The organism is Bacteroides sp. RTP31139st1_H2_RTP31139_211217 (assembly GCF_040227615.1).
GTDB classification, from domain to species: domain Bacteria; phylum Bacteroidota; class Bacteroidia; order Bacteroidales; family Bacteroidaceae; genus Bacteroides; species Bacteroides uniformis.
Window position 1 is genome coordinate 34,219 of record NZ_JBCNZM010000021.1, and the last position, 15,236, is coordinate 49,454.

The following is a 15,236-nucleotide window of genomic DNA, read 5'->3' on the forward strand; positions in this document are numbered from 1 at the left end:
GCGTAAAATTTCTACAGACAATCCTTGTCAGTGCTTTGTGAATACCCGGAAACTGCTTTGTGGCGGTTATCGGGTATTGTATTTCCAACCAATTAATACCCAAATATCATGAACTTAAATGAATTAAGAGATAAAGCCTACCGTAACGCAGTAACGCACGGTTTTCACGATGAAGAACTGAGTAACGAACACTGCCTTTGCCTTGTCATATCCGAGCTTATGGAAGCTGTGAAAGCTGACAGGAAAGGACGATTTGCCAAAGTTCCGGTCGATAAAAAAGGTACAATATTTGACGAACGGACTTTTCATTATCAAAATAAGTATTTTGCGGAAAACTTTGAAACATATATCAAAGACTGTGTGGAAGACGAGCTTGCCGACGCCTGCATACGCCTGCTTGATTTGGCTGGATTAAGAAATATATCCATTGATGATTTTTCAGGTGAAATGATATACGAAGCAACAGAAAGCTGCAATAATGAGACCTTCACAGAAAGCATATACGCTATATCTACAATTCCTATACGGTGTGAGTATGAATATGACAGTCTATTAGAAAATCAATTAAATAGCATGCTATTGGCTATTTTCGGGTTTGCCAAACATCTGAACATAGACCTTATATGGCATGTGGAGCAGAAGATGCGATACAATGAATTGAGAGAAAATAAACATGGAAAAAGTATTGATTATGAAACGTGAAATAAAATTCAGAGGGAAAAGCATTGATACGGGGAAATGGATATATGGATTTCTCTCTTTTTTCTATACTGCCGGAAGGAACGAAAACGGGCTTATCCTCACGGACAAGGCGAAGATATATTCCCCAGAAGACTGCCGGTGCGATGACGTATGGGCTGAAACCGTTGGGCAGTTTACCGGCTTGTGCGATAAGAACGGGAAAGAAATATACGAAGGTGACATACTTGTATGTGGTCAATGGATAGCTCTTGTATTGTGGAACAAAAAACTCGCGACATTCGCATTACAATTCGATTTTGAAAAAGAAGTCGGCATGAAACCTTTAGGCGAATGGCAGACTATGACAATCGTCAGTAATATTTACGATAGCCCGGAATTATTGAAAGGGAATAAGCCATGAAAATAAGTTTTGTCTTTTTTCTTGTGAATAAATACAGATTGTATATGTGTGGTAGCCATTCAGATTTGGTTATCTTTGCACACTGAATTTAACTCTGTTTTTATAATCTTATTTTATTTGTAAGGAAATGAATTTATTTTTATTGAACACAACTACTACTGGAGGAAAACTGGAACAGGCATTGGAAAAGTTGGTGGATTTTGGCATGGATGCCGGTAAGGACATATTAATTGCCTTTTTAATCTATGTAATCGGACGTTTCATCATCAAACAGATAAGTGCATTAGTAGCCAAGCTATTCGAAAAACGAAAGATTGAAACCAGTGTACAGACCTTCTTGAAGAGTCTGATAAAGATACTGCTGAACATGATTCTTGCTTTTGCCATAATCGGCAAACTCGGTGTGGAGACCACCAGTTTTGCGGCGTTACTCGCATCTGCCGGTGTAGCTGTGGGTATGGCGCTGTCCGGTAATCTCTCAAATTTTGCCGGTGGACTGATTATACTTGTTTTCAAACCGTTCAAAGTAGGTGACTACATAGACGGTCCGGGAGTAAGTGGTACGATAAAGGAAATACAGATATTTCACACTATACTTTCCACTCTTGACAACCGCATGATTTATGTACCTAATGGAAGTCTCAGTGGTAATGCCGTCACTAATTACAGTAAGCAGGACAAACGTCGTGTTGAATGGGTATTCGGTGTTGAATACGGTGAGGATGTAAAGAGGGTCAGAGCCGTTTTACAGCGCATAATCAATGCAGACAGCCGTATATTGGATACACCGGCTCCCCTTATTGTCTTAGGTTCATTGAGTGCAAGCAGCGTTGATATTACGGTGCGCGTCTGGGTAAAAAGCGCTGACTACTGGAGTGTACTGTATGATATCAATGAAATAGTTTATACTACATTTAATGAAGAAGGAATAGGATTTCCCTTCCCGCAGCTCACTCTACATCACGCAAAAGATTGAGCTTATTATCTATAACAGTTTCCATTTATCAAGAATTTGAAGCTTTATGTTTGCTCTGAAAAGTATGCTATACTGTTCATTAATTCCGAAAAAGAAATCATAAACTCCTTTTGTTTGCTTTTAAACATTATCGGTTGCTAATTTATTGAAGCTTTATATATAGATTTGCAAGTATTTCTTAATTAGGATATGATATAAAAAGATTATTTTAACTGTTTCAGCTTTTATAGCTGTTAGTGGTGTTTATGACAAAAAAGCGGTAGAAGGTTTTGACAAGAATAACAACCTAATATTTTTTTAATTTGTAATTATGATGAAAAAAAGTTTCTTGACTGTTCTATTTGCGCTGTTCTGCACGATGGGATTTGCGCAATTGTCTTTCAATGTAAAGGCCGGTCTTAATCTCAGCAGTTACATCGGTGAAAACTCTGACCATTCCAAATTTAAACCAGGAGCACGCATTGGAGTGGGAATGGAATACCAATTCAGCGGCCTTGTTTCCTTACAGCCCTCGCTATTCTTCTCACAGAAAGGTGCGAAATATTCAAGTGGATATAGCGGTAGCGTCGTAGATGCGGATGCAGATGTGAAGATCAACCAGCTTTATTTGGAATTGCCCATCAATGTACAATTCCGTTTCAATATTGCAGACAATACTAACCTGGTCATTGCGACAGGGCCGTATCTTGCCTGTGGGGTAGGTGGTAAAGCCAAGTTCGATGGCAAGGCATCTGTTGGAGGTATCAATATCAATGGAGATGAGAAAGTCGATACATTCAGTGATGACGGCTTGAATTACAATAGGTTCGATGCCGGTTGGAACATCGGTCTTGGGGTAGAGTTTGGCCGAATTCTTGTGGGGGTTGACACACAGCTTGGCTTCTGCAAGATTATGGATGGGGATGCTCCGCACAATGCGAATATCGGTATTACTCTGGGGTATAAATTTTAAATAGTTCCCTTACGATCCCTTGATTGAGTATATTTTTATTAATAGTTTAACTTTTTTATTGTAGACAATCTATAAATTATTTTATCTGTTTTAAAATAAAACGGTGTAGTATGAAAAAATTATTCATTTTATTAGGAACTCTTTTTTTGTTGTCAGTAGGTGCTTATGCGCAGAAAGGGAAACAAGCCATAGGTTTCGGTCTTGGTTATGGTACAGAAATTGAAAGTATCGGATTGGGAATCAAGTATCAGTATAATATAACCAATCCTATACGTATCGAGCCCTCTCTTAATTATTTTTTTGAAAATGACAATGTAAGCATGCTGGATGTGAACGTGAATTTTCATTATCTGTGTCCGGTAGCTAGCAATGTCAAGCTTTATCCACTGTTTGGGTTGACTTTGTCCAACTGGATGTTTGATATGTATGATGTTGACTGGGATGGGGATCATGTTCATGTGGATGGCGATGGGAATCATAATGAATGTCGTTTCGGTGTAAACTTGGGAGTTGGAGCCGAATTTGCATTGAGCCGTAATTGGGCCATGAATCTTGAATTTAAGTACCAGTTGGTCAGTGATTTTGATCAGGGTGTCATCAACATCGGGGCTGCGTACAGATTTTGAAGAAAATATCGGAACAGAAATCTCATTGATATAAAAGAGGGGATAGGCATAGTTTAATGCTTATCCCCTCTTTTTTAGTGTTTCAATGCTTGGATTTCAAAGCCAAATCAATCGTCATCATCATCATCATCGTCATCATCATCGTAATATCGATAGTGCTTCTTGTGGTGTCTCTTCGGTTTTTTATATTTGTGTTTCTTATGGTGAAATTTATCATGGCGCTCACAGTATGAATTATAGTATTCATGCCAGCAGTCACTATGGTGATGGACTCTGTCATAGAAAGGGGTATAATATACACTTCCCGGATTTATGCCAATCTCCACAAGAATACGGTTCCATCCGTAACGTTGATACCGGTTGTAATAATCGCATACATCATGCATCTTTTTTCCGGAAGTTCTGGCTACCTCAAGTGCAATCCCCACATTTCCCCAGTCTTTTCCACAGCGTCTGTAGTAATCGTCCAAGGAACGGTTTGAAATATTGTATTCCAGACATAGGCGCTTTCTGTAATCAGAAAGTTCCACGGCTGCGTAGCGGTTGGCTCTGCCAATAAAGATGGAAATGCCATCCTGGGCAGGCAAGGTGCAGGCCAATAGGAGAAAAAGCAGTAGTAAATTAATCTTTTTCATAATGTTTTTAAATTAGGTGGATCTTTACTGTATAAAATTAGGACGGCCTTTTTTACAACTCTTATTCCAGTTTTTCTTTTGCTTTTTCAATTTCATCCCCGGCTTCATCCAGGGCTTTCCTCACATCATCTGCTCCCTCCTCAATCTGTTCTTGTGCTTCTTCAAGTGCGTCTTCAACAGATTCCTTTACATTTTCTACACGATCCTTAACCTTGTCTTTTGCTTTTTTCTCTCTGCATGATGTAAAGCCAAGTGCAATTGTGCATGCCAATATGGCAAATAAAAACTTTTTCATATTCTTACATTTAGTGATATTGTTTGATTCGTTAAAATTCAAATGTAGAAATAAATATTGTCTTTAGCAAATGGTGGAAACATTTTTAAAGATAATGTAGGAGTAAAATATCTTATTTATTGGTACAATATGTAATGAAAGTCTTCCAAATAATCGGATAAATTGGAGACAACTTGCTTTTGAGATGTAGCCTGTAATATGTACAAAAAAGGCTATCCTCCCGGACAGCCAATCTTTTTGTTAACCTTAATCTAATACTATGAAAAACACATTGCAAAGGTAAGGTTTTGTGGAAGTTATGCAAATTATGAGCCTTTGTTCAGCCATCTTATAACATGGTTTAGCTGGTAAATGTACTTGTTAACCATTAACGGTGTAATTGTTAAATTGAAGGTTGGGATTTATTTAAGGTATTGCTGGCTAAAGCAAAATCTTCTGCCAAATCGTGTCAGTAACTTCTTTGATGCCGAATAGTCCGTTCGTGGATTATTCGGTATCTTTATTTTGTAAATCAAAATAATAAAGTATGTACGCAGTAAATCAGTATGATGCAGTTGCAGAGAGTTATGATTCTCTGTTCAAAGACAAAGCCAGTATTGAGGAGAATCGTAAGATTGCCTCAATGCTTTTTGAGGTTTCAGGGATTTTTCTGGATGTGGGATGTGGTACGGGGTTACTCCTTGATATTCTGAAAGTGTCTCCGGATGAATATTGGGGTATTGACCCAAGTAGTAAGATGCTTGATGTTTTCAGAAAGAAGCATCCGGAGTATAATAATTTGTGTATTCCGTTTGAGTTGCTCAATTTAAAGTTTGCAACATTCAATAGCATTGTAGCTTTGTTCGGCTCGGCCAGTTACATTGATATTGAAGCACTGACGGATATTCCCGAAGGAAAGAATATTTTCCTCATGTTCTACAAGGAGAATTATCATCCGGTAACTTATAAACGTACCGGCTGTAATCTGGAACATTACAGTCATTCAAGGAGTGAGCTGGAGGAAAGATTTCCTCATTGTGAAGTAAGGGAGTTTGATAACTATTATATCGTGACGAACGTATGATATTGTATTCAGAGCAGAATGTATATGAAGCGGCAAAAGACCGGATAAGGAAGTTGTTTTCTATGGGGGACAGATTAGGTGTTTGTTTCTCCGGAGGCAAGGATAGTACTGCCTTATTACACCTTACTTTGGAAGTGACAAGTGAATTGGGCATTCAAAAGTTGCCGGTTATATTTCTTGATCAGGAATGTGAGTACACATATACTGTTGAGTATATGCGTTATGTTATGTCATTGCCAGAGGTGGAACCTATTTGGGTGCAAATTCCGTTCCGGTTATGGAATGCGAACAGTGGTGACTGGTTTATCCCTTGGGAGCCAGGGAAAGTGTGGATGCGTGAGAAAGAAGATGTCTCTTTTAAGGAAAACGTCTATGGAGTCGACAGATTTAAGGATATGTTTGATGCCATCGCATATCATCACTTGGGAGGGGGGTATATATCTTTGGGAGGTGTCCGTATTGAAGAGTCACCAGCTCGTCGTGCTGGATTGACGGGAAAGGAAACCTTGCCAGGAATGACATATGGAAAACGTTGTAGCCATGGTGTTGTTATATATCCTTTGTATGATTGGTCATATCGCGATATATGGTATTACATCTTCTCCAATCGGTTGAAATACAATAAGGTCTACAACTATATCTTTTCAAAGGAACCGTTGCGTTCTGCAAGGGTATCTTCTCTTATCCATGAGAACAGTAATCAGAATATTCCTTACTTGCAAGAGATTGACCCGAAGGCTTATAATGCCATGTACATGCGTATTCCCAATATTGGCACAACGAACCATCTTCTGTTGGATGCCTTTGAAGAGGTAAGAAACTATCCCAACTGTTTCAAGGACTGGCCGGAATATCTGCAATATCTCATAGACAATATCGTAGCTGAGAGCAAGAATAAAGTAATTTTTACCAATAATCTAAATACGGTGGTTGATAAGATTGCGGGCTGGTCTGATTCCGATCGCGTTGATATATATCGCGCCTTTGCCCGTGGTATCATCACAGAGGACTTTGAACAGACAAAGTTGAATAATAGGTTATTGGTTCATAAATCAAAGTATAAATATGGAAAAACTAAAAGAAATAATCATCCGGATGCTTGATGAAGCGCCAGATAAAATAAACTTCTTCAATGAGATAAGACAGATTTTATTCTCTCTGTCTCCTGAAAAGGCCAATCCGGTGGACCGTGTCCTCTGGGTACCGATGGATATGGTGAAGGCGAACAACTATAATCCGAACGCTGTGGCAAAGCAGGAGATGCAGCTCCTTTATACTTCCATTCGTGAAGATGGATATACACAGCCAATTGTTACGATTTGGAGTGAAGAGGAGCAAAAGTATATTATTGTCGACGGGTTTCATCGTAACCTTATCGCGCGCATGTATAAGGACATTGCCCAGCGCAATAGTGGGCGTCTTCCCATTGTTGTCATTGACAAGGATATCAACGACCGTATGGCTTCTACGGTCCGTCACAATCGTGCCCGTGGCAAGCATTCCGTTGATGGCATGACAAACATCATTTATAACATGATAAAAAACGGTGAGTCGGATGCTGTTATTTGTAGAAAGCTTGGCATGGAGCCGTTGGAGCTTGTGAAGCTGAAGCATATTACCGGTTTTGCCAAGATGTTCAGGAATTATGAATACAGCAAAGCCATCAAAGAAATTGTTCATCATACAAACTCATTGGAATTATAACTATGGATATACAGAGCATTGCAATAGATAGGATTATTCCGTATTGGAATAATGCCCGGAACAATAGTAAGGCTGTTAAGCCGGTAGAAGAGTCAATAAAGAAATATGGTTTCAATCAGCCGCTTGTGTTGGATAAGAATTTTGAAATCATTGTTGGTCATACACGGTATTTTGCCCTTTTGAATCTTGGATATAAAGAGGTCCCGTGCATCATTGTGGACTTGGACGAGGAAAAGGCGCGTCAGTATCGTATCGCAGATAATAAGACATCAGAATTTGCGTCATGGGATGAAGAGAAACTGATACGTGAGCTTAGGACAATGAATGTACCTGCAGATATGCAAGACTTCTTTTTTGAACCCATAGACCAGTTACTCGGTTTTGACATGAATTTTATTCCGACAAACAATTATGTCACGGAAGAGTCGCAATCAGAAGCGGCAAAACAGGAATTCAGTGAGGAAATGCATCGCCAAGAGAATGAATCTTTCAGGAAGAAGGCAGAACGTATTGAAGAAGGTCTGGAGCAGGAAAGAACTGAATATATTGAACTTGCATGTCCTCATTGTGGAGAGATTATCAGAATGAAGAAATAATATGGCGGCACCGACGGGAAATAAATTTTGGATGTTAAGGAGCAAGCATGGGAGGGATAAACTCTTTTCCACGCCAGAACTCTTATGGGAGGCGGCATGTGAGTATTTCCAATGGTGTGATGAAAATCCCTGGTTGTCCAAAAAGGCCATTCAAAAGACTGTTCCGGTAAAAAGGAAAAAAGGGAAGAAGGTGGAGACAGTCAATGAGCAACAAGTACAACAAGAAGTTTCCCCGACTTCCCGTCCGTATTCCCTAACCGGGTTCTGTATTTATGTAGGTGCTTCTTCCAAGTGGTGGAGCACTTTTCGTTCCGAATGTAGAAATAAGAATGATGAAGATTTTTTGGAGGTCATCGCACGCGTGGAGGAAACCATCGAAACGCAGCAGTTTGAGGGAGCGTGCGTTGGAGCTTTCAATGCGAATATCATTGCCCGAAAGTTAGGGCTTGTTGACAAGCAGGAGGTGGACCATACGAATGCAGGAAAAGAGTTCAAAGGATTTAATTTTCTACCATATACAGAAGATGCGGAGAAAGTCAAGTAATGGGATATAAGGTCAATATAAAGCAGAGGTTAGCCTATAACTACCTTCGTGACGATGTTACGAAGTTTCTGTGTTATGGTGGCGCTGGTGGAGGTGGAAAATCATGGCTTGGGTGTGAATGGCTTATGCAATGTGCTTACTATCTCCCGGGCACTCGATGGTTCGCTGGCCGAAATAATTTGAAAGATAGCCGTGAGTCTATCTCTGTCACTTTCAACAAGGTGGCAAAGTGGCATCGATTCACTGATTACAAGCAGACCAATGACGGTATACTTTTGGGGAATGGGTCGGAAATCATCTTTCTTGACTTGACATATTATCCCGTCAAAGACCCGATGTATGAGCGATTGGGCTCTAAGGAGTTTACTGGAGGGTGGATTGAAGAAGCCGGGCAGGTTCACTACCTCGCATTTGAGGTTTTGAAGACGCGTATAGGACGGCACTTGAATGATGTGTATGGAATATCCGGAAAGATACTTATCACTTGCAATCCGAAGAAGAACTGGCTTTATCGTGAGTTCTATAAACCGTGGAAAGAAGGCAGGCTGGAAGCCCCATACGCTTTTATTCAAGCATTGGTGCAGGATAATCCCTACGCTACCGAGGACTACATAGATACGCTCCGTAATACCAGGGACAAAGTGACAAAGGAGCGCTTGTACTATGGTAATTGGGAGTATGACAACGACCCGACAGCACTCTGTGATTATGATGCTATTTGTGACCTATTCGCAAATGAGCACGTAAAACCGATAGGATTATCGACGGGAGCAGCTGACCTTGCCATGAAAGGACGTGACCGCTTTGTCGGAGGGCACTGGGTAGGCAATGTGTGTTATATCCGGTTAGACCAGGAATATAGCACGGGTAAATCTATTGAGACGGACCTTAAAAACATGATGATACAGTGGAAGATTCCACGTAGCATGATGGTCGTTGATAGTGATGGACTTGGAAGCTACCTTGAAAGTTATTTGAATGGCATCAAAGAATTTCATGGTGGTAACCGACCTATTAATCCAGAGTACGACAATCTGAAGTCTGAATGTGCATTTAAGCTTGCAGAGCTAATAAATAATCGGCAGATAAGAATTATATGTACGGAAGCGCAAAGAGAGCGCATAATGGAAGAATTGTCCGTCTTGAAGCAAGACCATATAGATGCCGATACCCGGAAGAAAGGGATAATCAGCAAGGAGAATATGAAAGATATACTCGGACATTCTCCGGATTACCTCGACATGTTGATAATGGCAATGCTTTTCCGTATAAAACCGATACCTAAAAGACCAAAAGCAAAATTAGGACAGATATGACAGTAAAAGAGTTTTTGATATTGAGTAACGTGGCGAGCAATGCTGCTGAACTGTTGGATCAGATAGGGAAGTTGCCTAAACCGGACTTTGTCGCAGGTGTAAGAGTTCCGGAGACTCTGAATGACCTCACTATAGGTCAGCTGATGGAACTGCAATCCATACGCAATGGAATAGATTGTATAATGGTTCCATGCCGTGTTGTCCTTGGTTTGTCTATTGATAAGATAGAGAAGTGTGGGGTAGCGGATATTTTGGGATTCTCCACATGGGTAACCAGGGAGGTTGAACGTATTACCAAGCTTTTTGAAACTACGAGCGTAGTACCGACTCCGGAAGAAAGACGTGCCGGAGTGGATAAGCTTTCGTTCGGGTTGTTTGGCTTGGTGGATTACTATGCTACCCGTATGGGGATAACTGACCATGAGCAGGTAGAGAGTGTTCCATGGGTAAGAGTGTACAAGTGTCTTGATATGGACGCGGAGAAAATACGTTATGAACGTCGATTACGAGAAATATATCAGAATAAGCAATGAATATAAGTGTAGAAAGGAAAATCGCTTCTATCGCAGAGAAGCTGGAAGGAGTTACCTATTTATTTGATAACTGGGTGACCGCCAACGTTCGGCTGGATAAGATGCCATTGCCGGCCATTATAAATCTGCTTCCTGCATCTGGGAAGTTCGTCATATCAAGGACTCAGTTAAGAGATTGCCCAAATTGCATGATTGCTTTTGTAGACAAGACGGCGTTTGATTTTGACGGGGTGGAGAATGATGAGGTTATTGAGAGGTGCAAAGGGTATGCAGTTCAATTTATCCGTGAGTTGAATAGGAGCGGGCTGTTTGAGTGGGTAAGCGATGAAGTCCCTTATTCCGTTTTCTATGATAAGCTGGATGTAAATGTTACTGGAATAGTAATAGAATTGAAACTGAAAGAGGTTCAAGGAGTACCCATGTGTTAGTTATGGAAGACAGAAGAAAGGACGTTAAAGATATACTGAACGAGGAGTTGGATAAACTTCGGCAGCGTATCATTGAGAATCATATACAAGCTGGACAGCGTGCAAGCGGAAGAACCATCAAGAGCCTGCATGTCGTAGTAGATGATAATCATGGTGTTTTATTCGGTAGACAGGCTTTTGGAGTTCTGGAAACAGGACGCGGACCGGGAAAAATCCCAAAAGGTTTTTGGCAAATAATTCAGCAATGGGTGGTGGATAAGAGGATTCAAGTAGAAAAACCTAAATCGTTTGCTTATCTCGTAGCTCGTAAGATTGCAAATGAGGGTACTAGGCTTTATCACTCTGGAACGCATGAGGATATATATTCAACGAGTGTTACACAAGCGATACGGGATATTATGGACCGTGTGTTTGGTGTTTTTCTGAACGATGTACAACATATAAATTTGCATAGTAATGAGGACGCATAAGATAGGAAATACTACAATCGAGTATCCGGATGAAATATCTTTCTGTTTCAATCCGGTAGTGATAAATATTAGTGGATATACTTGGGCATGGGTGGAAGCAACGATAACCGACGTACTTACCGGAAAGGAATATAAGGAAAAACGTGCATTATTTAAAACCGCATGTTTCTTTGATCTGTCTTTCTATATGCAATCGGCTTTTGATGCAACGGAGTTTGGCAAGATTGACTATCAATCCTCTATTCCACAAGATAGTCAGCTTGGGCGTCTGTTCTCTGTTGAAGTGGATATGTATACGTCTGATAGCACTATCGGAGAAAGTTTCCAGTTTAATACTTTTATTATTTGGGGCGCAATGAAAGTCGGCGAAAGATATAATGGTGACCGTATTCTAACATGGTTTAGGAACTTACCATTTACGGTCGGTATGTACACTGCGGGGGCCGGTACTGTTAGTGTGACTGCTGACGGTCAAGTTTTGCCGTCCATCATATTGTCTGACCGCAAAGTGTATAATCTTACTTTGCAGGGTATTGATGCGAATAGGGATGTTGTTTTGAATCTCCCTGGAACTAGTACGGGAGCAAGTGTATTCGATAATACCTTTGACTTTACTTTTCACGCATTGACGAATGTGGCCGCAAATGTGAGGCTTTTAGTTGATGAATGCACGGATGGAATTTATTTACGTTGGATAAATCGTCATGGCTTTTATTGCTATTGGTTGTTTAAACGTGGTGATGAGAGCAAACAAATTGCCAATGATGGTGAATTCATTCGTAATAATATGCAAGACTATAACTATGTTAATGGCTATCATGGAGGTTCAGGACGTAAGCAGAGAAAAACAGAAGAGAATACATTGTTGGTGTGTGCTCCTTTAGTGGACTCTGAAACGTTTGACTTCTTGTTTCAACTCGCGTTGTCACCCGTTGTTGATATGTATGCAGGTAAAAATGTGAATGGAGTTGATAGCTGGAAGGCGGTGAATGTATCTGTTGGTAATTTCAATAAGACAAGAGCTGTATTACAGGATTTCGTAGCAACAATCATATTACCAGAAACAAGAGTACAAAGCTTATGAGAAACGATATGCTATTCATTGGTGATAAACTGATGGATTTGGATGATGATACCAAAGTAACGCTCAATTTCAAAAGTAATATATTTACGGATTTGAGTAAGATTATAAGTAATAATTCTTATACTATCAAACTTCCGAATACTATACGTAATCAGTGTGCAATCATGCATGCTGATTTACCTTCATGCGACATCGTTTATCCTAGAATTAAACTGAATGCTCGTTATTTTCGTAACGGGATAGAGATACTCAATAACGCAACTGCGGTCTTATTGTCTACATCGGATGTTTTTGAATTTGCTCTTTCATGGGGTAATGTCTCTAGATTTGCAAATATTATAAGTGGAAATAAAACGCTACGTGATTTGAAGGATAGACACAATTATGAGGTCATTGCTGATGATGATTTTCCAGATTATCATGTATTTTGGAAAGTAGGTTCTTTTGAAGGGGATGCTTCCGGTAATTTTTTTATTCCTAAAGTAGACTATGGTATACGGCGGGAAGATACAACAGGGTGGTATCATCCTGGGTGTAAGGTTACCTGGATTTTGTTACAAATTATGAAAGATAATGGTGTCACTTTTACGTTTCCTGCTAATCGCGCTTTTATGTTAAGTAGATTGTTTGTACCCTTATTAACTCGTAATGATAGCAGAAGTTATGCTGCAAAAAATGCATTACATGCAGAGTTTAGTTACTATGTACATGGACGTCTTGATAAGGGAGAACCGGAAAAATTGTATTTTGCAGATAAGTCGTTTTCAAGCTATTATGGGACTATAACCAAGTTTAAAAGTAGTTCTGGAAAAATTTATATTCAAGGCTTTAAACTTAATGCTCCGAATATGAAGATTTTGATGAATGGTAATGTGTCGTTTGATGTATCCACTTCTATATACCCTAATGGAGCATGTCTGGTTGCTTATTACATTATGGATGATGATACAAGAGTCGATATTGCAACTATAGATTATAGCAAGATTGAGAGGCATAACACAAATAGTTATACTATCTATTTTGATTTTACAGATATAGAGACAGATACGCTAGAGGAAAGTAAGGAGATTTTGTTTGGATTACTTGACGCAGGGTGGATTGATGATGGTGGTATATCTATGGATAATTCATTTAGCATTACAGCTATATGTGATCAAGTGATGCCTTCGATAGATGATGAGATAAATGCAGGATATGGGCACTTCCCGATTATTGCAAATTTGCCCGAAATAAAACAGATAGATTTTATTAAAGCTGTTGCTGCAATTCTCGGTGTTTTTGCTGTTCCTGGTAAGAATGATTCAAATTCCATTGAGTTTGTTTCTGTAGATACTATTAAAGAAAATGAAACAAGAGCATATGATTGGACAAAAAAGGTTGTTGCTACTTATAAGGAGAATAAACCTAATATGTTGGAATATAGGCTGAATGATTTCGCACAGCTGAATTATCTGCGTTACAAAGAAGACTCTACGGTTAATGGCTCTTATGATGGAGCATTACAAGTATTAGATTACACTTTGGATTCAGAGCGTGATATTCTTACGCTTCCATTTGCTGGTACTGATATGGCAGGTGGCGTTGCGTCTATAAAGTTATATAAGTATGACAGTGATGGTAAATCTTCTCTAGAGAAAGTGGAGCCAAGAATTTTACTTTGTACAGATGATGCAGATGTTCTGAAAGGAACATTTGAGGAACTTGATTTTTCTTCTGTGATTAACTCTTATTACAAAAGTTATAGTGAGGTCATTTATATGCCTAAAGTAATCACAGAAAAGATAGAAATAAATGATATTGAGTTGAGAGACTTGGATATGACTGTTCCAATTTACTTGGCCCAATATGGTAGATATTATGCCATTATTTCCATTAAGGCAGAAGATACGGGAATATGTGAATGTAAATTGTTACAATTGGAGGTATAATTATGAAAGACAATACAAGTGAAAAAATATTGGAAATTCGGGTAAAGTATGATGATGCTATCCGTAAAATAGCAGAGTATCGTACGCAGTTGGATATACTTCGAAAAGTAGAACAAACTCTTAAGGAGGATTTGAAGAAAGGCCGTATGAGTAGGGAGGAATATAATATTAAATTAACCGAAAATAGGGTTGCTACCCAACAATATACAGATGCCATCCGTGTACTGAATAAACAAATTCAAAATGAACGTAAAGAGCAGACAGAGATGGAAGGAAGCCTTGTTAGGTTGCGGGCTGAGCTTTCCAATCTTACCGCTGCTTATGACAGATTAAGTCGTGTAGAGCGTGAGGGGGGCGAAGGCAAAGAGCTGCAAGATAAGATAAATGCCATTACCGATGAACTGAAAGGTGCGGAAGAAGAAACGCAGCGCTTTTATCGGAATGTGGGTAATTATAAAGATGCGATACTTCAGGCTACAGAAGCCCAAGTACCTTTTGTTTCCATATTGCGCAGTGGCGTTAGCGTCTTGCGAGGTACAAAGGAATTTGTTGGTGGTTTGAAGGATGAATTGGTTAAAATAACAGTCCAGTACAAAGCAGGAACGGTCACTGCGAATATGTTCTCTGGTGCTCAAAAAACAGCGGCTATAACAAGTAATTTGTTATCTGCAGCTTTAAAAGTGTTGAAACTTGCACTAATTTCCACTGGTATTGGGGCTATTGTTGTTTTGTTGGGCTCATTGGTCGCATGGTTGGCTAAAACGCAAAAAGGTACTGAATTTCTTTCTAATGTAATGTCCTCTTTTGGGGCAATTATTGATGTGATTATAGACCGGATTGCAAAGTTTGGTGGAGCTATTGCTAAATTCTTCTCTGGTGATTTTTCTGGTGCAGCAAAGGATATGAAGGATAGTTTTTCCGGTATTGGAAAAGAAATTTCAAATGATGCGAAACAAGCGTGGGCACTGAATGATGCATTGCAAC

Annotated in this window: 19 protein-coding genes and 1 pseudogene; 18 read left to right on the forward strand and 2 right to left on the reverse strand. The window is 39.5% G+C overall.

The genetic code is table 11. From position 1 onward, the window contains the following. Nucleotides 1-108: 108 nt before the first annotated feature. The 5 genes from ABUA47_RS05440 to ABUA47_RS05460 all read left to right on the forward strand — a co-directional run bounded on the left by ABUA47_RS05440 (nt 109) and on the right by ABUA47_RS05460 (nt 3,656). The gene (locus ABUA47_RS05440) at nt 109-702 is read left to right on the forward strand and encodes a hypothetical protein (RefSeq protein WP_117589284.1); all 594 of its coding nucleotides are present in this window, start codon (nt 109-111) and stop codon (nt 700-702) included. Further along, complete coding sequence (locus ABUA47_RS05445; protein WP_165853104.1) at nt 692-1,102, forward strand: YopX family protein; 411 nt, start codon at nt 692-694, stop codon at nt 1,100-1,102. Before ABUA47_RS05440 ends, ABUA47_RS05445 begins: the two co-directional genes overlap by 11 nt. A gap of 127 nt (nt 1,103-1,229) precedes the next feature. After that, nucleotides 1,230-2,078 carry a mechanosensitive ion channel family protein gene (locus tag ABUA47_RS05450; protein WP_117589282.1) on the forward strand — a complete coding sequence of 283 codons (849 nt, stop codon included), beginning with the start codon at nt 1,230-1,232 and terminating at the stop codon, nt 2,076-2,078. Between the two features lie 313 nt (nt 2,079-2,391). Then, a complete protein-coding gene (locus ABUA47_RS05455; protein ID WP_117589302.1) occupies nt 2,392-3,030 on the forward strand; it encodes a porin family protein in 639 nt (212 codons plus the stop codon). A 110-nt stretch (nt 3,031-3,140) separates the two neighbouring features. Further along, nucleotides 3,141-3,656 carry a porin family protein gene (locus ABUA47_RS05460; RefSeq protein WP_117589281.1) on the forward strand — a complete coding sequence of 172 codons (516 nt, stop codon included), beginning with the start codon at nt 3,141-3,143 and terminating at the stop codon, nt 3,654-3,656. A gap of 107 nt (nt 3,657-3,763) precedes the next feature. On the opposite strand, the gene ABUA47_RS05465 is transcribed toward ABUA47_RS05460, so the two are convergent. Together ABUA47_RS05465 and ABUA47_RS05470 are read right to left on the reverse strand one after the other, a co-directional pair. Further along, nucleotides 3,764-4,291 (reverse strand): hypothetical protein, encoded by a 528-nt coding sequence (locus ABUA47_RS05465; RefSeq protein WP_117589280.1) that lies wholly within the window; start codon nt 4,289-4,291, stop codon nt 3,764-3,766. Between the two features lie 61 nt (nt 4,292-4,352). Beyond that, entirely contained in the window at nt 4,353-4,586 is a 234-nt protein-coding gene (locus ABUA47_RS05470; protein ID WP_117589301.1) for a YtxH domain-containing protein, read from the reverse strand. A gap of 526 nt (nt 4,587-5,112) precedes the next feature. On the opposite strand from ABUA47_RS05470, the gene ABUA47_RS05475 reads away from it, so the two are divergent. The 13 genes and pseudogenes from ABUA47_RS05475 to ABUA47_RS05535 all read left to right on the forward strand — a co-directional run. Then, a complete protein-coding gene (locus ABUA47_RS05475; RefSeq protein ID WP_117974920.1) occupies nt 5,113-5,649 on the forward strand; it encodes a methyltransferase domain-containing protein in 537 nt (178 codons plus the stop codon). Further along, complete coding sequence (locus tag ABUA47_RS05480; RefSeq protein ID WP_117974918.1) at nt 5,646-6,752, forward strand: phosphoadenosine phosphosulfate reductase family protein; 1,107 nt, start codon at nt 5,646-5,648, stop codon at nt 6,750-6,752. Before ABUA47_RS05475 ends, ABUA47_RS05480 begins: the two co-directional genes overlap by 4 nt. Beyond that, on the forward strand, nt 6,715-7,353 hold the full coding sequence (locus ABUA47_RS05485) for an IbrB-like domain-containing protein (protein WP_227187301.1): 639 nt from the start codon (nt 6,715-6,717) through the stop codon (nt 7,351-7,353). The genes ABUA47_RS05480 and ABUA47_RS05485 overlap by 38 nt, the downstream gene beginning before the upstream one ends. Before the next feature lie 2 nt (nt 7,354-7,355). Continuing rightward, a complete protein-coding gene (locus ABUA47_RS05490) occupies nt 7,356-7,949 on the forward strand; it encodes a ParB N-terminal domain-containing protein (protein WP_117974914.1) in 594 nt (197 codons plus the stop codon). Nucleotides 7,950-7,980: 31 nt separating this feature from the next. After that, nucleotides 7,981-8,493: a DNA-packaging protein gene (locus tag ABUA47_RS05495; RefSeq protein ID WP_227187299.1), complete on the forward strand. Its 513-nt coding sequence runs from the start codon at nt 7,981-7,983 to the stop codon at nt 8,491-8,493. A 54-nt stretch (nt 8,494-8,547) separates the two neighbouring features. After that, nucleotides 8,548-8,676, forward strand: coding sequence for a hypothetical protein (locus ABUA47_RS05500; protein ID WP_255425210.1), 129 nt, complete (start codon nt 8,548-8,550; stop codon nt 8,674-8,676). Next, on the forward strand, nt 8,619-9,809 hold the full coding sequence (locus ABUA47_RS05505) for a phage terminase large subunit (RefSeq protein WP_243634924.1): 1,191 nt from the start codon (nt 8,619-8,621) through the stop codon (nt 9,807-9,809). Before ABUA47_RS05500 ends, ABUA47_RS05505 begins: the two co-directional genes overlap by 58 nt. Continuing rightward, on the forward strand, nt 9,806-10,342 hold the full coding sequence (locus tag ABUA47_RS05510) for a hypothetical protein (RefSeq protein WP_119958230.1): 537 nt from the start codon (nt 9,806-9,808) through the stop codon (nt 10,340-10,342). Before ABUA47_RS05505 ends, ABUA47_RS05510 begins: the two co-directional genes overlap by 4 nt. Next, nucleotides 10,339-10,770, forward strand: a complete 432-nt coding sequence (locus ABUA47_RS05515) for a hypothetical protein (RefSeq protein ID WP_119958229.1) — start codon at nt 10,339-10,341, stop codon at nt 10,768-10,770. Before ABUA47_RS05510 ends, ABUA47_RS05515 begins: the two co-directional genes overlap by 4 nt. Nucleotides 10,771-10,772: 2 nt before the next feature. Then, complete coding sequence (locus ABUA47_RS05520; protein ID WP_119958228.1) at nt 10,773-11,240, forward strand: hypothetical protein; 468 nt, start codon at nt 10,773-10,775, stop codon at nt 11,238-11,240. Then, complete coding sequence (locus tag ABUA47_RS05525; RefSeq protein WP_119958227.1) at nt 11,227-12,324, forward strand: hypothetical protein; 1,098 nt, start codon at nt 11,227-11,229, stop codon at nt 12,322-12,324. Before ABUA47_RS05520 ends, ABUA47_RS05525 begins: the two co-directional genes overlap by 14 nt. Further along, a complete protein-coding gene (locus ABUA47_RS05530; protein WP_119958226.1) occupies nt 12,321-14,252 on the forward strand; it encodes a hypothetical protein in 1,932 nt (643 codons plus the stop codon). The genes ABUA47_RS05525 and ABUA47_RS05530 overlap by 4 nt, the downstream gene beginning before the upstream one ends. A 2-nt stretch (nt 14,253-14,254) precedes the next feature. Next, a pseudogene (locus ABUA47_RS05535) lies at nt 14,255-15,236 on the forward strand (hypothetical protein); the annotation flags it as partial.